The 23,041-nt window shown below is 44.5% G+C and carries 22 protein-coding genes and 4 pseudogenes; 10 read left to right on the top strand and 16 right to left on the bottom strand.

From position 1 onward, the window contains the following. Nucleotides 1-232 precede the first annotated feature (232 nt). From C8268_RS10820 to C8268_RS10805, 4 genes are read left to right on the top strand one after another with little or no spacing between them, the layout of a single operon-like run. Nucleotides 233-1,138: an ATP-binding cassette domain-containing protein gene (locus C8268_RS10820; RefSeq protein WP_158702722.1), complete on the top strand. Its 906-nt coding sequence runs from the start codon at nt 233-235 to the stop codon at nt 1,136-1,138. After that, complete coding sequence (locus C8268_RS10815) at nt 1,092-2,198, top strand: hypothetical protein (protein WP_106767661.1); 1,107 nt, start codon at nt 1,092-1,094, stop codon at nt 2,196-2,198. Before C8268_RS10820 ends, C8268_RS10815 begins: the two co-directional genes overlap by 47 nt. After that, nucleotides 2,188-2,823, top strand: a complete 636-nt coding sequence (locus tag C8268_RS10810) for a hypothetical protein (RefSeq protein WP_106767660.1) — start codon at nt 2,188-2,190, stop codon at nt 2,821-2,823. The genes C8268_RS10815 and C8268_RS10810 overlap by 11 nt, the downstream gene beginning before the upstream one ends. A gap of 16 nt (nt 2,824-2,839) precedes the next feature. Further along, nucleotides 2,840-3,844 carry a radical SAM/SPASM domain-containing protein gene (locus C8268_RS10805; protein WP_158702721.1) on the top strand — a complete coding sequence of 335 codons (1,005 nt, stop codon included), beginning with the start codon at nt 2,840-2,842 and terminating at the stop codon, nt 3,842-3,844. 124 nt (nt 3,845-3,968) lie between these two features. Here the strand turns inward: C8268_RS10805 and C8268_RS10800 are convergent. The 4 genes and pseudogenes from C8268_RS10800 to C8268_RS10780 all read right to left on the bottom strand — a co-directional run. After that, nucleotides 3,969-4,205, bottom strand: a pseudogene (locus C8268_RS10800) (polysaccharide biosynthesis protein); the annotation flags it as partial. A 266-nt stretch (nt 4,206-4,471) separates the two neighbouring features. Next, nucleotides 4,472-4,684 (bottom strand): annotated as a pseudogene (locus tag C8268_RS10790) (GNAT family N-acetyltransferase); the annotation flags it as partial. Nucleotides 4,685-4,728: 44 nt separating this feature from the next. After that, on the bottom strand, nt 4,729-6,159 hold the full coding sequence (locus C8268_RS10785) for a sensor histidine kinase (RefSeq protein WP_106767656.1): 1,431 nt from the start codon (nt 6,157-6,159) through the stop codon (nt 4,729-4,731). Continuing rightward, the gene (locus C8268_RS10780) at nt 6,149-6,877 is read right to left on the bottom strand and encodes a response regulator transcription factor (RefSeq protein WP_106767655.1); all 729 of its coding nucleotides are present in this window, start codon (nt 6,875-6,877) and stop codon (nt 6,149-6,151) included. Before C8268_RS10780 ends, C8268_RS10785 begins: the two co-directional genes overlap by 11 nt. A 157-nt stretch (nt 6,878-7,034) precedes the next feature. On the opposite strand from C8268_RS10780, the gene C8268_RS10775 reads away from it, so the two are divergent. Next, on the top strand, nt 7,035-9,338 hold the full coding sequence (locus C8268_RS10775) for an alpha/beta hydrolase family protein (protein WP_106767654.1): 2,304 nt from the start codon (nt 7,035-7,037) through the stop codon (nt 9,336-9,338). A gap of 39 nt (nt 9,339-9,377) precedes the next feature. Beyond that, nucleotides 9,378-11,426: a serine hydrolase domain-containing protein gene (locus tag C8268_RS10770; protein WP_106767653.1), complete on the top strand. Its 2,049-nt coding sequence runs from the start codon at nt 9,378-9,380 to the stop codon at nt 11,424-11,426. Nucleotides 11,427-11,748: 322 nt separating this feature from the next. Here the strand turns inward: C8268_RS10770 and C8268_RS22700 are convergent, their stop codons facing one another. The 7 genes and pseudogenes from C8268_RS22700 to C8268_RS10740 all read right to left on the bottom strand — a co-directional run bounded on the left by C8268_RS22700 (nt 11,749) and on the right by C8268_RS10740 (nt 15,763). Further along, nucleotides 11,749-11,901: a hypothetical protein gene (locus C8268_RS22700; protein WP_158702720.1), complete on the bottom strand. Its 153-nt coding sequence runs from the start codon at nt 11,899-11,901 to the stop codon at nt 11,749-11,751. Nucleotides 11,902-11,971: 70 nt separating this feature from the next. After that, nucleotides 11,972-12,082, bottom strand: a complete 111-nt coding sequence (locus C8268_RS23535; protein ID WP_420094277.1) for a LuxR C-terminal-related transcriptional regulator — start codon at nt 12,080-12,082, stop codon at nt 11,972-11,974. A 115-nt stretch (nt 12,083-12,197) separates the two neighbouring features. Next, nucleotides 12,198-12,518: a response regulator transcription factor gene (locus C8268_RS10760; RefSeq protein WP_106767651.1), complete on the bottom strand. Its 321-nt coding sequence runs from the start codon at nt 12,516-12,518 to the stop codon at nt 12,198-12,200. Nucleotides 12,519-12,712: 194 nt separating this feature from the next. Further along, nucleotides 12,713-13,033, bottom strand: a pseudogene (locus C8268_RS10755) (Tn3 family transposase); the annotation flags it as partial. 261 nt (nt 13,034-13,294) lie between these two features. After that, complete coding sequence (locus C8268_RS22695; protein WP_158702719.1) at nt 13,295-13,435, bottom strand: hypothetical protein; 141 nt, start codon at nt 13,433-13,435, stop codon at nt 13,295-13,297. Nucleotides 13,436-13,538: 103 nt separating this feature from the next. Then, nucleotides 13,539-14,774, bottom strand: a complete 1,236-nt coding sequence (locus C8268_RS10745) for an acyl-CoA thioesterase/bile acid-CoA:amino acid N-acyltransferase family protein (protein WP_106769913.1) — start codon at nt 14,772-14,774, stop codon at nt 13,539-13,541. Next, nucleotides 14,756-15,763: a MerR family transcriptional regulator gene (locus tag C8268_RS10740; protein WP_234032753.1), complete on the bottom strand. Its 1,008-nt coding sequence runs from the start codon at nt 15,761-15,763 to the stop codon at nt 14,756-14,758. The genes C8268_RS10745 and C8268_RS10740 overlap by 19 nt, the downstream gene beginning before the upstream one ends. Nucleotides 15,764-16,142: 379 nt before the next feature. On the opposite strand from C8268_RS10740, the pseudogene C8268_RS23435 reads away from it, so the two are divergent. Next, nucleotides 16,143-16,265, top strand: a pseudogene (locus C8268_RS23435) (group II intron maturase-specific domain-containing protein); the annotation flags it as partial. Between the two features lie 1,098 nt (nt 16,266-17,363). Here the strand turns inward: C8268_RS23435 and C8268_RS22690 are convergent. The 5 genes from C8268_RS22690 to C8268_RS10705 all read right to left on the bottom strand — a co-directional run bounded on the left by C8268_RS22690 (nt 17,364) and on the right by C8268_RS10705 (nt 20,884). Beyond that, nucleotides 17,364-17,687, bottom strand: a complete 324-nt coding sequence (locus C8268_RS22690; protein WP_337441813.1) for a DUF6843 domain-containing protein — start codon at nt 17,685-17,687, stop codon at nt 17,364-17,366. A 696-nt stretch (nt 17,688-18,383) separates the two neighbouring features. Next, nucleotides 18,384-18,587: a DUF6366 family protein gene (locus tag C8268_RS10720; protein WP_106767648.1), complete on the bottom strand. Its 204-nt coding sequence runs from the start codon at nt 18,585-18,587 to the stop codon at nt 18,384-18,386. A 183-nt stretch (nt 18,588-18,770) separates the two neighbouring features. Further along, complete coding sequence (locus tag C8268_RS10715) at nt 18,771-19,766, bottom strand: hypothetical protein (protein WP_234032752.1); 996 nt, start codon at nt 19,764-19,766, stop codon at nt 18,771-18,773. A gap of 67 nt (nt 19,767-19,833) precedes the next feature. Next, nucleotides 19,834-20,184, bottom strand: coding sequence for a sigma factor-like helix-turn-helix DNA-binding protein (locus C8268_RS10710; protein ID WP_234032750.1), 351 nt, complete (start codon nt 20,182-20,184; stop codon nt 19,834-19,836). Nucleotides 20,185-20,503: 319 nt separating this feature from the next. Beyond that, nucleotides 20,504-20,884, bottom strand: a complete 381-nt coding sequence (locus C8268_RS10705) for an aminoglycoside phosphotransferase/kinase family protein (protein WP_106767647.1) — start codon at nt 20,882-20,884, stop codon at nt 20,504-20,506. Nucleotides 20,885-21,253: 369 nt separating this feature from the next. Here C8268_RS10705 and C8268_RS10700 point away from each other — a divergent pair, with 369 nt between their 5' ends. The 3 genes from C8268_RS10700 to C8268_RS10690 are packed head-to-tail and all read left to right on the top strand — an operon-like array spanning nt 21,254 to nt 23,028. Further along, on the top strand, nt 21,254-21,496 hold the full coding sequence (locus tag C8268_RS10700; protein ID WP_106767646.1) for a spore gernimation protein GerQ: 243 nt from the start codon (nt 21,254-21,256) through the stop codon (nt 21,494-21,496). A gap of 12 nt (nt 21,497-21,508) precedes the next feature. Then, the gene (locus C8268_RS10695; RefSeq protein WP_106767645.1) at nt 21,509-21,895 is read left to right on the top strand and encodes a spore coat protein; all 387 of its coding nucleotides are present in this window, start codon (nt 21,509-21,511) and stop codon (nt 21,893-21,895) included. Then, nucleotides 21,892-23,028 carry a zinc-dependent alcohol dehydrogenase gene (locus C8268_RS10690; RefSeq protein WP_106767644.1) on the top strand — a complete coding sequence of 379 codons (1,137 nt, stop codon included), beginning with the start codon at nt 21,892-21,894 and terminating at the stop codon, nt 23,026-23,028. The genes C8268_RS10695 and C8268_RS10690 overlap by 4 nt, the downstream gene beginning before the upstream one ends. Nucleotides 23,029-23,041 lie beyond the last annotated feature (13 nt).

The raw sequence follows: 23,041 nt of genomic DNA, 5'->3' as shown, positions 1-23,041 counted from the left end.
AAAAGCCTGAATTATTGGACGTTGAAGGGCAAGGTTGCTGGAGTGATTGTTATATTGGGGGTCGATGGGTAAATCAATCCTCAGTAGGAACAAAAGGTTGTAATTACACTGGACCTCATTATACGGCATATAACAGCGTTTTCTCTTAGAGTTTAATTGAAACACATTATTTAGTTTGAATTTGATACCAGCAGCCTAATGATGTGAAAAGATTATGAAAGGGAGTATGGGAATGCAAATTGAATTACATAACATCAATAAAACCTATAAAAAAGGTAACCAGGTACTATCAAACATAAATTTATCTTTAAATAGTGGTGTGACTGGGCTTTTAGGCCCCAACGGGGCTGGTAAAACCACGTTAATGAGAATTATGACTACAATTATTAAAGAAACATCAGGATCTATAACTTTCGATGGGAAAAAGCTAACCCAAGATACGTTAGCAGAATTCAGAGGGAAAATTGGTTATATGCCTCAAGAATTTGGTTTTTATCCTAATTTCACCGTTTTTGACATGATCGACTACTACTATTCGCTAAATGGATCAAGAGAAAATACTAAACAAAAGATATTGAAATATCTGGAACTTACTAATCTTCAAAAATATTCGAAAAGAAAGATGAAAAACTTATCTGGAGGAATGAAAAGAAGAGTTGGTTTAATACAAGCGATGATTAAAGAACCTGATTTATTAATTATTGATGAACCAACGGCCGGTTTAGATACGGAAGAAAGAAGAAATATCCGGCAATTGTTAATGCACTATGGTAAAGAGCATAATGTATTACTTTCAACTCATTTAATTGAGGATATTGAAAATACATGTGGCAATATCATCTTGCTTGAAGAAGGAACAATTAAATATAACGGATCCATTCAACAAATGATCCAAGCTGCCCAGAATCACATTTATACAACTAGCTATTATGAAGATAATGAAATTTCTGAGATAAATGATTCCCAAATTATTAACAAAACAATTCATGATGGAAAAACATTTATTAGGTTCTTCTCCAAGGATGAATTGAATTTCCCTAAAACACAACCAAACTTAGAAGATGCTTATTTTTATATGAAGGGGTGCAAGTATGCCGATACTGAACATAATAAAATTGGAGATAAAAGGAATACTTAAAAGTTATCTTTTTTTTATAGCCATCTTGATTATATCTATTGCAACTTATATTCAAGTTTCACCATATTTAAACTATAATCCCAAACTTTCGGAAAATGAGTATAATAGTCTATATCAAAAGTACGGCGAAAAAAGTTCAGATGAAATTCCCGTTAATAATGAGGATCTAAATACACCTCTTACAAGTGAACAAGAACGAATCTACTATGCTAAAAGTGATCTCATATTTTATTTATCCAAGTTGGTGGAAAAAAATCAAATTTCAAAGGATAACTTTCAAAGCATAACTAATGAACTTAAACAAGAATCGCTGAGCATAACTGAAATCGATACTATAGTAGGAAAGAACACTGGAATGCAAGATTTATTTAGTTTTTTTTATTTGAATAAACATAATGCGAATAAAGGTTATGAAGAGTACAATCACTATGCTACTCTTAAAATTCAGGATAAAGGATTTCCCTTTTTTTTCGGAATGAAGTATCAAGAATTTTTATTGTTATATATGGTTTTCTTCCTAATCGTATACATTCCTATAAACTTATTTTTCTTTGTCAAAAAAGAAAATCTAGAAATTTTGCGCTATAGAGTTAAAGGATCTCTGAGCCCAATTATAGAGAAGGCCTTGTCTTTATTGATCTCGTTAACTCTGATCATAATAATTAATAATTTATTTTATAGCTGCTTGTTTATTATTAAAGGATTAAGTAATTTTTCTGACTTGTTCTATTTTTGGCTGAATAGTTTGATTATTCTTGTACCTTTATGCTTTATATGTAGCTTGTCTTTGTTTATATGTACCTTGTTTAGAAATAGTATAGTTATTTTCCCGGTTCTTATTGGAGCTTTGTTGTATAGTAACTTTCCAGTAACTAAAGATGATGGAACTATTGTTTGGGTAATCAAACCGGCAACCATTTTGATTAGATATGCAAATGGATTTTGGGAAAATAAGCAGCCAGATTTTTTATATATAAATAGTATTGCGCTTATTATTCTTTCTATAATTCTAGTTTATGCGGGTAGTTCTTTAATCCGGAGGAGAACAAATGCTTTTTAAACGAATCTATTATGAATTAAAAATTCAAGCTGATTTAACTTATTTATTTTGTTTTTGTTTATTACTATTGATTTCATTGTTTACTCATTTAGGGACAATGAAAGAAGCAACGGGATTTATGGAAAGTTACATGGCCTTGGCGTCCATCATATTGTTTAGCAATGTATTTTTTTCTAGGCAACGACATAATGTGGTGGAGATTGAAAACCAATATGAGTATACCCTTTATGGAAAAGTTTTTAGAAGTGGGTTTGGTGTATTGGTTTTATTTATATTGATTGTTATTTTGACGTACTTTATTTTTGCTTTTCAAATTTCTTTTAGGGAATCTTCTTTATATTTATATATTTTGAATATGTACAGCATCATTATATTTTTTGGGGCATTCACTATATTTATATTTTCAATTACTAAAAATGTAGCGACTGCGTTGACCTTATCTATTATTCTTTGGTTTTTTAATTCTTCAGTAAATTCATTAATTCCTAAGGAATATAAAATTTTTAATGCTTATATTGGGGACCACTGGATAAAAGTAAAAATATTGTATCTTTTATGTGGCGTTACACTTTTAATCATCAGTCAATTTATCTATACCAAAAGATTTAGATACCAATCGAAATAGAAAAGGTGTGATGATGATGTATACAATTTGGTTTACTTTAGATTGCAATTTACAGTGCTCTTATTGTTATGAAAATGAAAAAAGTGGTAATTCATCAATTACATACGAAAGACTTGATGAAGTATTTAATTTTATTCTTCACAATCAATTAGGAAAGAATCAAAATTTCATTGTTCAGATTCACGGGGGAGAGCCAATGATGGAATTTGATAAGATAAAGTTTCTCATCGATAAATTAAAAAATACTTTTGGAGACAAAGTTTACTTTAGAATGACAACGAATGCGACAATGCTTCATTCATCCAAAATAGATTATATTTGTAGTAATATTAATGAGTTATTAATTAGTATTGATGGTATAGAGGAGGCACATAACCTAAATCGCTTTTATAAATCAGGGCAAGGATCATTTAAGTTAGTATTTAAAAATACAAGGGAAGTACTCGAAAGAAAAAAAGATGCAATTGCACGTATGACAATTTGTAAAAATACAATTCACTTGTTCAGTGAAAATATCATATTTCTTGCTAATTTAAAATTCAAACGAATCTGTTATCAGTTAAATATGAATGAGGAATGGGAAGCAGGTGATATTGACTTATTTTACAAGCAGATAGAAAAAGTCGAGTACATAATAAAAGATACTTCTTTGCTTGATAATGTTAAAATTCAAAATTTTGAAAATCCACTAAAGAAAACAAAGTTAAATTGCGATGGAGGAACAAAAAGTTTTACTATCATGCCCGATGGAAGAATATATCCTTGTTCAATGGTTGTTGAAAGTCAACAGTATCTAATAGGAAATATATCTGATGGAATCGACTCAAAAAAGGTAGAAGAGTTAGAGTGTAAAAGTAATGAAGTTACTTCATCTTGTCTTGACTGTACTCATACTTCAATATGCAACGGAAACAGATGTAAGATTATAAATGAAATCTATACAGGAAACGCGATGTTGGCATGGGATTATTTTTGTGTTTCTCAAAATCTAAACCATAGAATATCGAAATTATTTTCTTAAAGATACACCTTGTAAATTAACGAAGAAAAAAGTGTTTTATTGAATTTTAATAATAGTTACACAAAACTCGTATTTTGTACACATGTTATGAATGTTATTTAACTCCTTTGTATTACTGATTTCACATCGAAGTCAGCAAGGCTTGAACAGCGTCTTCCAAAGTAATAAAGAAACGTGTCATTCCAGGATCGGTTACACTGAGATCTCTTCCCTCTTTTAGTTGCTGTTTGAATAAAGGTACTACGCTTCCAGTGGTTTCGAGAACATTGCCGCTTCTAAAACATGCAAACTTTGTAGCTGATCTTCCATTAGCGTATATACTCAGCTTCTCTCCGATTGCTTTCGTCATACCGTAGGTATTTCCTGATAACGTGTTCGAGCAGCAAGTCGATTATCAGCTTCTGATTTTTCTTAACGTTGAATTTCGACATCGCCTGCGAAGGCAAATCAATGGTAACGAATTGCTGCACCGGATGATCCTGCTGATCCAACAATTGTTTCGTTTCATGATTGGGTCTGGTATCGTAGAGAATTTATCACCGGCTCTTAAGTAGCGTTTTTTTGCCGCCTTAGAGCCAGTAGCATGAGTACTTTCTGGGGTCCCGCCATTGGCGGGACCCCTCTAGCAATATTGTTATCTCTATCAACTGCAATAAAACGGCATTCATCTTCTTCCAATTGTTCTTCCACCCATTCTCTCATTTTATCAGTTGAACGAGGAAAATGAAGCGAGTCTATATTTCGTAGAATTTCGTCATCTAATAAATCAAAAATAACAATATCTTCAGGTTGAATCGCTCGTAGTGTAAGATTTTTTCCTGTCCAATAAGTAACTGCCATTTTAACTTTTCCTACATTATTTGTATTTCGGTAGTTGATAATAATTAGTTTAAATAAACAGCGTCTGCGGCGGACGCTTTTGGCAGCGTCAGCTCAAACCGTGTCCAGCCCCCCTCCGAGCACAAGCGAAGGTGTCCGCCGTGCTTCTCCACGATGTGCATCGCGATCGTCAAGCCAAGGCCCGTACCGCCGTCGCTTTTCCTGGCGGCGTCTCCGCGGACGAAGGCGTCGAATACGCGGTCCCGTAAATGGTCAGGGATGCCGACGCCATTGTCCGCCACTTCGATACGGACCTCCTGGTCTCCGTCCTCTAGCGTTAGCCGTACCTGCGTCCCCGACGAGTTATATTTCAGCGCGTTTGCGAGCAGGTTGGAGACGGCGCGGTACAGCAGTTTCCCATTAAACAAAACGAGGACGTCGTGCGCCGGAATTTCGCATTCAAACACAAATCCCCGCTCTTCGAACAGGTCGTAATATTCGACCGCCATCTCCCGCACGAATTCGGCAAGATCACTTGCCTTCTTGATGATCGGATATTCCGGGCTCTCTAGCTTGGACAACTCGAACACATCGTCGATCAACTCGGCCACCAGCTTTGTTTTGTCATGGATCAGGTTGATCGTTCGCTGTTTTTTCGCCTCATCCTCGATCATGCCGAGCTGCAGCGCATTGGCGTAACCTTGTATCGTTGTAATCGGCGTCTTCAAGTCATGCGAAATGTGTACGAGCATCCGCTGCTTGCTTTCCTCAAGCCGGTGTTTTTCCGTTTCCATCTTTTCTAATTTTTCTGCCATCGCATTAAAGCTCTCCTGAATTTGCGCCAGCTCGTAATTCGCCTCGAGTCGAAGCCTTTCGTAATAACGACCGCCTGCAATGCTGCGGATGCCATCAGCAATTTCTCCGAGCGGGTTCGTCAATCGGCTCGCGGTCAGCCTGCTGTAAACGTAAACATTGATTCCGAACAGTACAAGGAACAGCAGTCCCGTCTCTGCCAAGACGCCCCAGAAAATCGATTGGTTTTCCGGTGTCCCCCCGTCGAGAGTGATGACCTCTTTCACATTTTTTTTTGGCAACCTGACCAAACAGTATCGATCTTGTCCGTCGTTGGTGTGAAACGGGGCGATGGACGTATAAAACGGGTTTTCTTCTACATCGTAAAATAACGCGTTAAGCTCTCGTTCCGTATACGCAGCCGGGCCATCCCGCTTGGTGCCCTTCACTTCGACCACCATCAGCCGCTCGTCGAGAATTTCCACCCAGCCATGCAGGGCCTCAATCGCCTCCGATGGGATATTGGCCACATTCGGCTTGATGATTTCGCTTGCTTTCAGCAAGGACATCTCTTGCGCCGGCAGCCGATCGTTCGTCCGATCGACGAAAAAAAGCAGCAGAAAAAACACGCTCGCGCCAACCGTCAGCGAAAACAAGATGTAGTTCCGAAGCAACATGCCGGACAGCTTCGATTTACGGCGCATGGAGCTCATCCTTTTTGGCAAACCGGTATCCAAGGCCCCGCACCGTTCTCACATAAAACGGCTCGCGCGGCGAATCCTCGATTTTATCACGCAACCGGCTAATTTGCACCATAATCGTATTGTCGTCGGCGATGTAGGGGTCGGACCAAACGTTTTCGAAAATTTGTTTTTTCGTATAAATGCGGCCCGGTTTGCTCATGAACAGCTTGAGCAGCTTATATTCGATCGCGCTGAGCACTATCGGCTCCCCTCGTTTGTACAAGAGGCACGCTTCGTGGTCCAGCGTCAGATCGCCGAGCCGCGTTTCGGCCGAATCAGCGCCCGGTTCCATCCGCGACGACGCGAGGTCGTTAAACTCGTACGTTCTGCGCAGCTGCGCTTGAATGCGCGCCACGACCTCCAGCGGGCTGAACGGCTTCGTGATGAAATCGTCGGCGCCAAGCCCAAGCCCGGCGATTTTGTCCGTCTCCTGATTTTTCGCCGACACGACGATCACCGGGACCTTCGAGTGCCTTCGTATCCACTGCAGCAGTTGAAAGCCGTCGAGATTCGGCATCATAATATCGATTACAGCCAAATCAACCGAATGCCGCGAGAACAGCTCAACCGCCGCTTGGCCGTCGTGCGCCTCGAGCACGTCAAATTCTTTTTCCAGAAACAGTTTAAGCAAACCGACAATATCCGGTTCGTCGTCGACAAGCAAAATCGTTTTGCGCATCGTCCCACCTCCTCGTCATTCGTATTGTTCGCGCCACACGAGCGAATTCCTGCGTTGTAAGGTTATTTTAAGAAAACTGAAAGTCGGGGGAAAGAAACGGACCCTATAATGGGCAATGTCTGATGAGACACAATTTTTGACGAAAAGAGGTTGTCATATGGCACAAACAGAGTTGACCCCAAAGAAACCGTCCACAAAACGGTTCGCCCGCCTTCTGGCCCCGTTCAAGCGGATTGCTCCGCTCACATCGGGCTGGAAAGGGGCTTTCATCGCGCTAGTCGCCGCGGCCGGTTGCATTTATCTCGTTCAGGCCTACCATCTGATCGGGTCGCGCGGCGCACTGGATTATGTTACGGGAACCGCCATATCCCTGCTGGCAATCGTCCTGATCGCCGGCATCGCCGCTGGGCTGCTGCATTGGGCAAAACGAATGCCTTCGCGTTACGTTTGGCTGGCGCTTGTTTCGTTCTGCCTGCTGTTCATCAGCTTTATCGGCCCGATGCAGCTTATGTTTATCATCACACTGTCGGTTATTGCTGCCGTTTCTTTGCTAGGCGCGCTTATCGCCCGGTGGATGAACGGAGCGTACCGGGAGGCAAAGAAGTTTTCGAAAGTGACGGCCAGCGTTTTAGCGGTTTTCACGTTCGGATTTGTTGTTGCCGGCGGGTATTGGCTGCTGGACAACGGCAACGCGGATTTGGTCAAGCCGTTCCGGCTGCAGGCGCTAAAGCCAGTGGAACGCTACAAGACAACGATGGCAAATCCGACAGAGCCGGGACCGTATAAAGTGAAAACGTTAACGTACGGAAGCGCAAACAGCTACCGCAAACAGTTTAATGCGGAAGGCTCGCTTGTGACGAAGCCGGTGGACGGATCCGCTTTTGTCGCGAAATGGTCGTCGCTCCGTACGAATACGTTTGGCTTTGGGCCAGAAGCGATGCCGCTGAACGGGTTGGTTTGGTATCCCGACGGAGCAGGTTCGTTTCCGATCGTCGTTGCCGTACACGGCAACCATCTCGCAACCGAATATTCGGATCCTGGTTATGAATATCTTGGCCGGTTGCTGGCCAGCCGCGGATACATTTTTGTATCGATCGACGAAAATTTCCTCAATACGTCGCCGTATGATGACTTGTTTATAATCAATGTGCTGGAAAAGGAAAATCCGGCGCGCGGTTGGCTCATCCTTGAGCATTTGAAGGCATGGAAAAAATGGAACGCTACGATGGGCAACCCGTTTTACGGCAAAGCGGACTTGAGCCGGGTCGCGCTCATCGGACATTCACGCGGCGGCGAAGCGATATCGGTGGCGGCGGCGTACAACAAGCTGCAGGCTTACCCCGAAGACGGCAACATCAAATTCGACTATAATTTCGGCATCCGTTCCGTCATTTCGCTTGCCGGCACGGATGGGTATTACAAGCCGACTGGGAAACCGACAGTGCTGAACGATTTGAACTATTTGGCCCTGCAAGGCTCGCACGACATGGATGTCATCTCGTTCGACGGGGCCAGCCAATACAGCCGGATCGGTTTTTCGGACGGCGATTATTTTAAAGCGGCCGTATATATATACGGGGCGAACCACGGACAATTCAACACGGTTTGGGGGCGGTACGACGGCGCCGGACTCGGCAACAGGCTGTATAACACGGCCCAGCTCATTCCGCAGGAGGATCAGCTGCAAGCAGCCAAAGTGCTTGTTTCGTCGTTCCTCGATTCGACTTTAAAGGGGAAACGCGAATACCGCGCCGTATTCCAGGACCTCGGCTATGCCCGGGATTGGCTGCCGGATACGATGTTCATCGGCGATTATATGGACTCGCATACGAAGGTGATCAGCAGCTTTGACGAAGATATAGACTTGAACACAACGACGTTGGTTGGCGGACGGCTTTCCGGGGAACATCTGACAGAGTGGAAGGAAGGCAAGGTCGAGATGAAATATGCGACGGTCCAATACAGCGCCGTTCGTCTCGGCTGGGATCGCGAAGCGAAACCCGGCGTTCCGGCTTACAGGGTATCATTGCCGGATGGCGGCGTTGGGATCGGCACGCAGACAAACAGCTCAATCGTGTTTTCGATGGCCGACAAGGATGATAAAAAGGAATCAGCTGACGCAAAGGACGCACTCGTCGACTTGACCGTGCGGGCCGTTGACGCAAACGGCAACATCGCGGCGCTGCCGTTAAGCTCTGTCGCGAGCTTGCTGCCGATGTTCGAAAGCAATATCGTCAAATGGCCATTCAGTTGGTCGCTGCCGACGAAAGAACCTGTATTCCAAAACTTCACCTTCCGGCTCGCCGACTTCCAAAAAGCGAACCCAAAATTTCAGCCGGAGCGGCTAAGCGAAATCAGCTTTATATTCGACAAAACGGAAAAAGGAATGGTTCTGATCCGCGACATCGGCATCCGCAGCGAATCCGCGGCAAACGACTCCCAAACCGGGTCGGCATATTAAACCCGGAACGGATAGGAGGACGAAAGGAGAAACTTGTACATGATAACAACACCAGTTTGGAAAAAAACTATGCTTTCGGCTTTGGCAGCCGTTACGGTCGCTTGCGCCGCCGTGCCTGCGGCATTCGCAGACGGAGCGCCTCAGGAGAAGGCGGCGCCGCTAGAAAGTGCGGCCGTGCTGGACGGGAAGGACATCGAAGTGTTTGCGGACGCGTTTTTCAAACGCCCCGATATTCAGGCATTGGGGGTGTCAGGAGCGCTGTTCGTCGTCGTCAAGGACGGCAAAGTGCTGTTGCAGAAAGGCTTCGGATACGCCAACGTCGAGGCCAAGAAACCGGTAGACCCGGACAAAACGGTATTTCGCATCGCCTCCGTCTCCAAAGTATTTGCGGCCACGGCGGTGATGCAGCTTGTCGAGCAAGGCAAAATCGATCTGAAGCAAGACGTCCAGCAGTACATGGGCGACGTCAAGTTGAAAAACAAAACCAGCACGCCGCTGACGATGGAGCATCTTCTCACGCATACGACCGGCTTCGACGTCGTAGACCCGCCGCCGGGCGACATGATCACGGGAGACATGACCGCCGTTACGACGCTCAAAGATTACATCGTCAGGACAATGCCGACGATCGTGCACAAACCGGGCGAGGTGTACAAATACGATAATTTCGCCTCGATGCTGCAAGGCTACATTGTCGAGCAAGTGTCGGGCAAGCCGTTTCACCAATATGTGAACGACCATATTTTCAAGCCGCTCGGTATGAACGATAGCCATTTTGTTTTGCCGACGGACATTCAATCGAGTCTCGCCACCGGGTACAACGAAAGAAATCAACCGATTCCGCCGTACAATACGATCCCGACCGATATGCCCCAGGGCAGCATGGTGACGACGGGAAGCGACATGGCCAAGTTCATGCTTGCGCAACTAAATGGAGGAAAGCTCGGCGAGGCGCGCATTCTCCGCGAAGAAACCGTCAAAGACATGCAAAGCGTGCATAAGGCGATTCATCCGCAGGTGCCGACGATGACGTACGGGTTCGAGTTCGCTCTTCACCACAAATTCAATAACCAGTACGTAATTGGAAAAGGGGGCAGCATTCCCGGATTCAACTCGTGGATGTGGCTGCTTCCTGAGCAGAACGTAGGCGGCTTTATCGTGTACAACAGTAGCTCCGATTTACGGAATCGCCTGTTCGAGGAGTTTATGGACCGGTATTATCCGACCGAACGGCAGAAGACGTACTTACAGCCTGCGAAAAGCCAGTTGGCTCGGTTTGAAGGCACATACCGGGATTTGCGGATCAGCTACTTGACGACGCGTATTACGGCGCAGGAGGGTACACTCGTGTTGGAAGACTTGATGGGCAAGCATACGCTCAAACAGGTCGATCCTCTGCTCTTTGAGGATGAGCAAGGAAGTCCCGTAGCGTTTCAAGAGAACAAGGACGGGACGATCAGGTTCTTATTTTCCAAAACGAACCCGGCGGCGTGGTCGGAGAAGCTGCCTGTACCCGCGCGGTTCGCTGATGTCGGCAAGGACCATCCATATGCCGAATATATTGACGGTTTGCACTTGCTCGACGTCGTTCAAGCTGGGCAGGACGGCGCGTTCCGGCCGGACGAGCCGATCACGCGCGCCGAATTCGCAGTCTGGCTCGTCAACTGGCTGGGAGCTACCCCTGCGAAGGGACCATCCGCGTTCAAGGACACCGCGGACCTTCCGGAAGCAGGCAAAATCACAACGGCGTTTGATATGGGGGTTGTCACAGGCACGGAAAAAGGCTTGTTCGAACCGGACCGTCCGATGACGCGCCAGGAAGCGGCCGTTATGGCTTCGCGGCTCTCGCTGCTACTTGGCCATCCGCCTAAAGAAGCGAAGCTGACCGGCGAAACCGATAATTGGGCGGCGGACGCTGTGCGTAATATCGTCGGAAACGGGTTCTACGGTCCGGAAGTGACACCGTCCGTGGACGACACCGTCGATTACCGGTCCAAGCAGGTCATGACGCGCAAGGAAGCGGCGGCGGTGCTGTACCGCCTAGGAACGGCAAGCTTACCGCTGCCGGGTTCCACTTCCAATGAGTAGGAGAACTAGAATTCCGGTGAAGGAAAACAGCCGTCTCCTCTAGCAAAACGAGAAGCTGCTTGAGTAGAACACGTAGCTAATGCATACTGAGTCAATGAAATATGGAGCAGGTTGGGGAGAAGGATCCAGCCCGCTCTTTTGCTTTGAAACCATTTCTATATCACGGACGGATACGCATTGTCCTAAACTAAGGTCAGGGCACCCGGCGTACATGCTCGAACACGCTCACTTGCGCCGGAATCACATTCAACTCCTGAGGCACTTCCGTTCTCAACGATTACAGCGACCCAAAGCACTCCGAACAGGAGCTTCCTTCTTCGTCTCAAGCGTATAGGTGACGGTTTCCACAGGCAGGCCAGTCAACTTCGTCTTCCGCTCGCATTTCACTCTCTTCCGTCACTAGATGACCACGGTTTCGATCGTCGGCTCGGCTTGCTTCGGGTTCGCTTCCGCTTCGATTTTTTCGGAAACCCATAATTAGTCCCCCCTACCACTCACTCGTTGCCGCAAACCCAACACACTTACATTCTTCCAAGTATGCCAAGCTAGTACCCTCTCGCGACGGCTCCGACACGAGACTTTACGCCGAGTTTCTGATGGATAGAAGTAAAATGATGCTCAACCATCCACTGGCTGATGGAAAGCTCTTGGGCAATTTCCTAATTCATTTTTTCCTCGGAGATTCGCGCCAGTACTTCTAGTTCGGTCGGCGTAAGTTGGTCCTGCCTCGCAGCAGTGAACATAAGTTCCGAAATGAGTACATGCCCCTCCCTATCCGCCGCTTAACAAACCGTTTTCATAGCCTTTGGCCACCGCGCCAACCCTTGTCTTCACGCCCAGCTTCTGAATGATCGATGCGATATGATACTCTACCGTCCGCTTGCTTATCGCAAGCACGTCGGCAATTTCCTGATTCGTATTTTCCTTAGCCATCAATACCAGCACCTCCCGTTCCGTTGGGGTCAACTGATCCTGCTTGTTCTGACGGATTACCTTCTCGGCGACGAGCACATGACCCATCATGCTTTGGCGAATCGCTCCAATGATTTGCGGGTAAGTCGACTGCTTCGACAAATAAGCATGAACGCCCAATTCATAAGCCTTCTGATAAAACTCGTCGTATCAGCTGTTTGAGGAATATGACCTCGCTCAATCTGGTCAAACTTCGCTAAATAGGGGTCCCGCCAACATTTTAACGAAAATATACGCTAAGCCTTCGGATGTGACCGACTTAGCGTTTTTTCTTACTCTAAGCCCAATAGTCCGGGCATAGCCGGACCAACCGTTCATTCAACTTCCTGTTGTTTCAGCGGTCGTAATGAATTGAGAGACGTATTCTGCCTAAAATTGAATTTGTATTCCACCTAAGAAATTGATATGCTCCCATCCAAGCGGAGAAATGTGGTTTAGTAGTTCTTCCTGAAGCTTTCTATGTTTTTTCGGTGTTCTATCGCTTACTGGAGATAGACTGTATTCCAAACGCTAATTGCATTGATGATAATGTTCAATGCACTTGCCCGTTGGAGTTGGTCTTGTAGCGCACGTTCTCGCAGTTCTGCTCTGGCCAATGCATTCATGGCTGGCGAAGTACTTACCATTTTCGCGACAGACGAAGTTTATGAGACCATTTATGATTTTGGAGGGTTTCCGCCGGAATTATATGCGGTGAAATATCAGGCGAAATGTCCCTACTCAATCTGCGCATATATTTCCTTCCACACATCTTCTTCGGCCGCATTCCGTTCAAACGTACTGCAAACTTGGGAAGTAGAATCCACCCTCCAAAAGCGAGGTGACCACATCATTCCGCGTGATAGGCCCCTTATAATCCAGTCATTCACTCGTGAACGTTAAATAAATCCCAATATCTAACTTCCCGATGCGGAAATCGCTTCTTCCCGCAGCAATCGTTCGATCACGGCATTGGCAGAACAGCACATCCCATAATCATCCGCATTGACAATGAGCAGCTTCTCCTCGGATGCATATCCCATTTTCCCCTGCTGCATCGCAGCCATCTCCTCGCCGTGCTAATGCATTCGCGAATCCCTATAGGCTCAATTTATGCGGAGAGAACCACGCTATGCTGAGCCGGGAAATAAACGTACTTTTCTATACCTTATCCCTCAGAAATTCCTGAACCCTCTCCCACGTTTTCCGTCTAGCCGCTTCAATCTCTTCTTTCACCAATCCATGGTCACTTACTATGATCGGCAAATACGGAAGCGTAAAATCATGTCCCGCTTCATGCAGAATTACAGTTTCTAAATTCTGCTTCGAGGAAACATGGGCTGCAATGGTTTCTACCATCTGAACTGATGGCCAGACCGTATCTTTTTCGCCTGCTGCAACGAAAATAGGTGCTCTTATGTTCTCTACAGGAATTCTGGCCTGCTTCCATGTATCTTCAGAAGCTTGTTTCAAAGCCTCGCAATGAAGATCATAGAGATTCGCTGCATAGAGTGGTTGATTCGTCTCAGGATAAGGGAGGAAAGGAACAGGCGTGCCTTGGAAGCTCCATGAAGAGGCGTCCCTCCCTTCCTCCATGGAAAATCCCGAAAATATGTGCGAGCTGGGTGATAGTGCAACCAGTGCTTGCAGAGGGACGTCTTCTAATTTTGAAGCAAGAAGCAGCGCCAATTCTGCTCCTTTGGAATACCCGATTAGTCCAATGCGTTTGCCGTCAACCATGGAATGATTAGCCAGCCATTTAACAGCATCAAGACACGGCTCCAACGGTATGTCCGCTAATTGTGTAGGCAGCGAATTTGATCCGTCCCAATCAAAATAAGCGACAGCCAATGCCGCATAACCTTGAGCGGCCAGATACCTGGCCGCTTGCTCTGACCAGTGAAAACCTCCTGCAGATCCTCCCAGTAAGAGAACGGCCGGGAGAGTAGCTTCTATATTTAAAGGGGTAAAGAATTTGCCTTCAAAAGTTTCTCGTACCTCTATCTGGGTCGTTGCCGCTTGATAGAAGTCGAATGTGATGTCTGTTTCTTGCATGACTTGATTATTCAGAAGGAAACAAAAAGAGACTGTTTGCTGGTGTCTATCATCCAAAAAATGCGGCGGGTAAGATGGCTCGGAAAGTTCCATTCCATAGACAAGCCCATAAGAGTCTACACCTTGAAAAGATCCTTCACAAGGCTCCTGAGTCGCTATATTAACGTATCCATTCACATCGGCTTGCCAAGTTGCCCATGACCTCCAGACGCGATCTGCGTGATCTTGTGTCATCGCTTCAATTCGAATTTGCTGATCAGGTTCTAATTCATGAATCTCTATGGAGAAGGAATCTCCTAGTACTAGATTTGTCTTGGGACATACTACTTTAGGTTTTCGCATGTTGGTCCTCCTTTGTTACTGATCCCAAATTTGTTCTGTTCAAGCATCCAATAGTACCCGTCATAGATATGATCCCAAGCCTCCTGATATTTTCTCGATGCGGGATTGAATTCTGATAACAACGAATAGAATTGCTTTGCCCGTTGCGAAGTGAAATATTGAATGACGGGATAGATGTTCGCTGCAAAATCGGCGGAATATTCCGTCTGCATCATATCGGCAAATATGCGCAGACAAGCGATAACCAAGTCTTGCATTTGCCGGGCTGTGTATGGGATATTCGATTCTATACAATGCATGACGTCCAGCAAAATCCTGTTTAACGCCTGGTCATAGTAATCACCTTTCACTTTTGAGTTAAGCCTCTCCCCAGTAAAAGATCTTACGTGCTGCTGAAAATCCGCAGCGAAGCCGGGGGAATCCCATAGTTCCTTCAGCTTGTTCCAAACGACAGCTTGCTCGGCCGAGATGTTTTCCAACGATCCAATGGACTGCCGGATGTTCGAGAATAGAAGCTGAAACCAGTCCGTAGGAACAGCCTGCTCGTCCAGCTTCCCGCGAACCTTCTGTATCAACTGCGCTTGACGCGTCTCTGCGCTTTGCTTCATGACGTCCACAATATTTTGCATAAACGAGAGCGATTCTTCCGAATCTTTAATCTGCAAAGCCTTCTCCAGCGTTTGTTCCATCCTCTCATATAGATTTTTCTGATGTCTGACGGCTTCCAACTGCAGTTGAATAGCTTGGTGTACGGATATCTCCCCCTCTTGCAGCTTAGCAATATCCGGCAATGAGAAGCCGAGTGAGCGCAATGTCGTAATCATATTCAGTTGCCAGATTTCTTTGGAAGAGTATAGACGATAGCCGCTTTCTGTAACCGAGACAGGTTGTACCAGTCCGATGTCACTGTAATGGCGCACTGATTTAATGGTAGTACCTGCCATTTTTGCAGCTTTACCGATCGAATAATGCGTTTGTACGAACCTCACCTCCCTTCTTTTACATCATATTCTCTCCTGTAACAGGAGAGTCAACTGCATTTTTTGAATATATAACAAAAGACAGACAACCGTTTCCCGTTAGCTTAATGAAATTACATGGAAACATAGTTAGATACTTATCTAATCGGTAATCGGCTCATGTTCTTGTCCATTACGGCAATCGGTACAAGTTCTTGTCCTTGGCTCGGGACAAGAACTTGTACCGATAAAACAAAAAAGCCGCTAAAATAGCGACTTTGAATGGGACTATGTTCTTGTCCCTCGACATGAGGTAATTATTTTGTACCCTTTGCCGTAACTTCCCCTTTTCCCTCTTAGATTTCTTCCATCATCGTTTTAATAATAATAAAAACCCATTGGAATTAAGATGACCAACTCCCGTAGAGGTGCTTGGGAATCGTCCCGAAACACAAATAACGCCCTTCCGAATTCCTTTTGGGAAGCGAAAGAGCTGAAAAGTTTACGATCTCGTTATCTGGAGCTTTGTTAACCTTTTGGAACCGCCTAGTGCGGACCCGCATGCTAGGTGGTGTAAGAGGACGGGGGTTAGCCGCCCCCTCCTACTCGATTTATTTTTTTAGAGATTACTCTGCCCAAATTGTTCCCTTATAAATGCATTCCACATCGTTGCCCTTCTTAGAAGATGCAACTAAGTCTAATTCCGCTAGTTTATATCCAGCCCATTTGTGAGTAACTACCATCCTTGTAATATTTGACTAATGTCTTATCTTCCCAATCAGCAGCTAAAGCTTGAGATGCAAAGGTGAATACAAAGACTAACGAAAGTGATAAAAGGATTCCAGATACTTTTTTAAACATTAAAACACCAACCTCTCAGTATTTAAATTACAATTATAAATATACCACTATATTATAATAATTAGTAAATATCGTTATTTAAGTGAGGTAGCTCCAAGAATTATGTGTAAAGCGAACCTGAGCAAATGCAGCGAGAGCCGAGAAGCCATCCTCTTTGACCGGCACCCGTGTCCTCGCTTATAACCTTTTACAGCTCTTCACCTTTGAATGAGATTGATGTAATGGAGGTACTGTTCACCTTAACATCTTCGACTTTAGCTTCAGGGCTGTACCCCTGCAATGCTTGCTCCTCAGTGCTCACTCTGATGGGTAACACGAGGACCCGCCAACTACTTCAGTCCAGTCGTTAACACGCGCTTGTAACCTCGTTCAGGAGGCGAACGCCTGATAGCAGCTACAATTACTTTTTTGTGTTCTAGCACGACCCAGGCCTCAATATTGGCCGTGAAATGCTGCTTCCGCTCGTGGTCGGCGCAAAACCGTCCGATCGCCGGCTCTGAGTTTCTCATAATGGTGCTTACCATTCAACCACTCTCACTTTAAAGGCTTCACCGTGCAGTACACAACCCGACCATTTGCCCACGTCGAAACATGGACTACGAGCCACCACACACTTCAGCGCCCCAGAAGTACAACAATTCCCCTTCCAGCACATTACACTGCTCTCACTCTACTCCACTAAAATTAGACATTCTTCAAATCGGCAATAGGACCATGTTCTTGTCCTTGACTTGGGACAAGAACTTGTACCGATAAAACAAAAAAGCCGCTAAAATAGCGACTTCACCATTTCTGGATAGATATTTTCGTAGTCTTTCATTAAACTTATATCACCAATAAAAAAGGATTCTACAGTAGGGAGAGCTTCGATAGTTTGCTCTACACCATTACTTACGGAAACCCCTCCGGTGCTGTTTCCAATATTTCCGCTATGAACTTCTTCAAAAAGATCAAGTTCTTTAATCCTGTGTCCTTCATCATCCACATAAAAGAACTTATCGACACTTGTACCATAGGCATAATCTTTGTTGGATACCTTAAGAATGCCGTCTTTTCCAATTGGGAAAGTATATATTCCATCTTCCTTTTTAATTTCTGGATGTTTTGACTAGTCATATATAATATAAATCCACCCAGTATACCCCTCTGGATAGAGTGACTTCAAATACTAATCCTGCTTGCAGCAGGAAAAAACACGGAAGTGCCTTAAATGGCTATTAGTTATTCGGTTCGGATTGTTACATTTTTCTCGTAAGACTGGTTCGACTCGCCATTATTGATTCCAGGCAATGATATTTACAGAGAAGAAATTATCGAAACATTATCTAATTAAAGCAATATTATTATACCGATTTCTTTTCCTGATGTATTTACATCGGGCGCAGAAGGAAAACCAAGCCTTTTCCAAGTTGGTTCGATATCAATTTTGGTATTATTAATGCCTGTCATAACTAATCCATCCTTTTATTCCGGGTATTAAATCTATTCCCATTATCTAAGAACTTTTAACTAAATTAATCCAATAACTGTATTACCCAGTTTATCTATATAGACATCTTTATATCGCATCTATTGTAAAAAAGCCAACAGCTTGTTCACTTAGAACAGACTATTGGCTTTTTATTATAAGTATGAAAATACGTGAGACTTAATCGGAACGTGTCCATTACGGCAATCGACCAAGTTCTTGTCCCCTAACCCCATGCCACCTATATTATCTGATTTGTGTCAAAATTCTACAATGTGGTCTTTTGTGCATTTTTAATGACACAATTTTATCTACAGACATTTATCTCCACAGAAGTAGACCAACAATAATAACAATGATTAATACTAAAGTGCCTTTCCAACCTAAATTACCTACTAAATCGACTAAACTACCATACTGAGCCCTATCAATTCCGTCTTTCATATGACCAAATGGATTATTTTTCAATTCTTCTTGTCTTAGTCTTTCTCTTGTTCTTTCAGGAGTATCATAATCATTGTTCATTATTTACCCCCTATGTAAAGAATTTTAATTATATTTCCAATTCCAGTATATTGATGAAGTAATATAATTATAACATGACCAGCTTTAGGATTCCAATTCTTGCTAGGTATTCTATGCATAAAGGGCAGAAGTCGTCGCTTCTGCCCTAAGATGTTTGCCCCTGCCACCTATTATATCTATGTTTTACTTCAACTCCGTCACGTTGCCGTCAATGCTGATGCTTTTGATGTCCACATCCTCCAGAAAAACGAGGTTATTCTTGCTGTCCAGATTATACAGCCACTGAAATCCGTTCTTTGTGGTACTTGTCGAGCTTGCATGAAGTGTCAGTTCTGATCCGTCCGCGGCAATAACCTTAACCTCCGGCGTATACTCCGGCAGTTTATCCAGCTCATCGTTGGTACGGTTGCCTTCGATAGCTACACCGATGGAAGAAACATTAATAGTGCTGAGAGACAGTGCCTCCTCACCCTTATTGATCGTCAGATTCAGACTCTGCTCTCTCTGCTTCCCGGGAGAAATGGTGAATTGTACATCCCAAGGGCCTTCAACGACTTGGGTGTTGTCCACTGACGTGATTCGGTCGGCTGTGATTCGTGCCTTTAGCCCATCGAGGTCATTCATCGCATCCATCTCAAATACGCCGACAAGTTTTTTGTTATCGTCAAGAAGCTGCTGCCCCACCATATAATTCACATCATGTTCCGTTTTTAGCTCAAGTCCGGGTATCGATGCACCCGCTGGGAATGGCGTGCCATCCTCTTTCATGAAGCTGACCACCAAATAACCGCTGTTGCCGACATAAACGCCTTCTTCTACATTCATGGTTACCCCAGACGCGGTATCTGTCCCTTGTATGGGTGATCGTTCGTCTTCCGCGATGGATGCGGATTGACCGAAGAACTGCTTTAAGCTATCCATGTATTGGCTCGCAAAAGCGGTCGTGCTAAGTATCATAATCATCGCGGCAGCGATAATGACACTGGCTTTATATTTTTTCGCTTTCCTGTTGTTAAACATCATCGTTTCCTCCTCTTGAATACGGTTCATCGCTCGATTCTTGATGCGTTCCATACTGATTTGTTGTGTCAATTCGCGTTCCTCTTCCTCCGTAAGGAGTAGATTCTCCAGTTCCTGATTGTCGATATTGGCCATGATATCTACAATTCGCCGCTTCACTTACATCCATCCCCTTTCGCTATCGATTCAAAGCTTCACTCCTATAGACACGGTCCTTATAGAAATCCTACGGATTCTCGGTTTCATAATGAATGCGCAGTTTGTCCTTTGCCCGGCGGATCCGGGCCGTGACGGCTTTCTCCTGCATATTCAGCCTTCTTGCAATGTCTCGGACTTTCTCTAAATAGAAGTACCTGCGGATGAAGATTTCACGATCCGGTTCCCTCATATCCTGGACCATGCCGCTAATTGCTTCCTTCTCCTGCCGCAGAATAGCCAATGCCTCTGCAGAAGGACAAGAAACTGCATCATCTTCCAATTCCGATTCAATGACCTGCTGTCTTTTTCGCAAAAGATTCATAGTATGATTGCGCGCGGCTATGGCCAGATAAGGCTTGAGGCTATCTCCGCGCAACATGATTTTGGGCCCGTCTGTTCACAGCTTGACCAGTACGTCCCCGGTGATTTCCTCCACATCGTAGGAATTAAACCGTCCACCAGCCACCTTAGCGGCCACCGCGGCTATGTAGCTACTATATAAGACACCTTTAATTCCGGAAACCCTACATGTAGTCAAATAAAAATTTACAAAAGCCGTTATCGGAACCCGATAACGGCTTTAGCTGGGGCGATGCCTCCCTGATTTGCTTATTTTTTACCCTTGTTTTCAATCTATTAACGATAATAATCCATAAAAAGATACGGTAAGCAATGATAAACCACACGATCATTGGAATTTATAGATGAATACTATGATAAATACTTTTAAATTCTTCAACAAAATCAATCGGTAGCATAGGGTCATCCGAAGCGGCTACTCGTTGAAGCTCCTTTAACCAGTTCATCGATTCTTCATTTAAGTTTGCCACATCGTTAGCTTGATGAAAATAAACATACAGCAATATGTAACGAATTTTAATAGAATCTTGTAAATATTCTATTTCTTCTACTTGGATTGTATTTTCCTTTAGATATCCTTTTATAAAATGGCGGAAAAACACTCTATAATATTCCGTTTTATTATCAAATTCCTTAAACGGATAAAAAAGTGCATAGCACAATGTAATCCCAATATCGTTTATGAAATACGTATAATTGCAATCATCGAAATCAAACAAATAAATGTCTCCGTTATGCAGATAAGAGAAGTAAGTTTTGTTAATCTCTATTTTATAATTGAAATCATGACATCATCACGCAGGTATTTCTCCGCCTTAAATTGAACTTCGTCCTCCCAAGCTTGGCGTTTGAACGCCGGACTACTCCATTCATAACCCTTTTCGGTAAGGATCTCTTCAGTAAATCAACGGGCTCTTTTTAATTTTATGATACATTCATTACTCGATTATTGGAAACGGTTAATCATATACCATTAAGTCTCAAAACGGGAATGTTTGTTCTTGTTAAAAGTAACATTTTCATTTTAGTATAAGTTCCGATGCGTTGGAAAATCTAACGTTGATAAAAAAGGAGGTGATCATCTCTGAATGAATAATCCAACGCTAGGGCCGCACGAATCATTGGAACTGCATGAAGCGTTAAACTTTAAGACGCTCTGCCTCGCTAAGTCAAAACTTATGCAAGGCCTGGTCTTTGACCAAGAGTTAAAAGCTTTAATGCAGAAAGACGTAACTCAATCCATACAACAGATCGCCGAGCTGCAAGCAATCTACGCAAACGCTCCTTTCCAAGCGCCTGTTCCGAATAGTCCGACACCTATAACACATTAAGGGGAATTTAAAATGAACACCGATTATTTAGATCCGATTAATTCATTAAATATGCCGGAAATGGCAGATATGACTTTTGCCATGGACTTCCTCCTTCGTGCCAAGGAGGGTGTGCGTAATTTGGCCATCGCCCTGACGGAGACAGCTTCACCGGACGTAAGAGCCCTCCTGCACAATCATCTTAAGCAGGGGATTACAATGCACCAAGAAATCACGGAGCTCATGATTCGCAAAAAATGGTTCCATCCTTACGAGCTGAACGAACAGTACCAACTCGACCAGCTTTCGGCCAAAAATACGGTGATGATCGGGCAGATGAATTTGTTCCCGGATGATACATCGCGTAAAGGGATGTTTGATCGGACCCCAGATGAACATATTGGAGGACACAAAGCATGAAGGCGGTAACGTATCAAGGGATTAAAAATGTCGTGGTCAAAGAGGTGCCGGATCCAAAGATTGAAAAACCGGACGATATGATCGTGAAGATCACCAGTACCGCCATTTGCGGTTCCGACCTACACCTGATTCACGGGATGATCCCTAACCTTCAGGAGAACTATGTTATCGGGCACGAACCCATGGGGATCGTTGAAGAAGTAGGCCCCGGCGTGACAAAGGTAAAGAAAGGCGACCGTGTGATCATCCCGTTCAACATCGCATGCGGAGAGTGTTTTTTTTGCAAAAACCAACTGGAAAGTCAATGTGACAATTCAAACGAAAACGGAGATATGGGCGCCTATTTCGGTTACTCCGGAACGACCGGCGGATACCCTGGCGGGCAAGCCGAGTATTTACGGGTTCCGTTCGCAAATTTTACCCACTTCAAGATTCCCGAAAACTGTGAACAACCAGACGAAAATCTAAGCTTAATTGCCGATGCGATGACAACGGCTTTCTGGAGCGTAGATAACGCCGGCGTAAAGAATGGAGATACGGTTATCGTGCTCGGATGCGGTCCGGTCGGACTTCTCGCCCAAAAGTTTTGCTGGCTGAAAGGAGCAAAACGGGTCATAGCCGTCGACTATGTCGATTACCGCTTACAGCATGCGAAGCGAACGAACCATGTGGAGATCGTAAACTTCGAACAAGATAAGAACATCGGCAATAATCTCAAGGAAATGACCAAAGGCGGCGCCGATGTGGTCATTGATGCGGTAGGAATGGACGGCAAGATGAGCGATCTTGAATTTCTAGCCAGTGGCTTGAAACTGCAAGGCGGCACGATGAGTGCATTTATCATTGCATCTCAGGCTGTGCGCAAGGGTGGGACCATCCAAGTCACTGGGGTATACGGCGGACGCTATAACGGATTCCCGCTCGGTGACATCATGCAGCGAAATGTGAATATCCGTTCCGGACAAGCCCCGGTTATTCACTATATGCCGTATATGTATGAGTTGGTTACTTCCGGAAAAGTGAACCCTGGAGACATCATTACGCACGTCATTCCGCTCAGCGAGGCCAAGCGGGGCTATGAAGTGTTCGATACGAAAACGGACAATTGCATTAAAGTTGTCTTAAAACCTTGAATATGGATAGACA

Origin of the sequence: Paenibacillus faecalis, from assembly GCF_900289175.1 — a bacterium.
GTDB classification, from domain to species: domain Bacteria; phylum Bacillota; class Bacilli; order Paenibacillales; family Paenibacillaceae; genus Paenibacillus_AQ; species Paenibacillus_AQ faecalis.
Note: the sequence above shows the minus strand (reverse complement) of the source record. Positions and strands in the feature narration are given on the sequence as shown.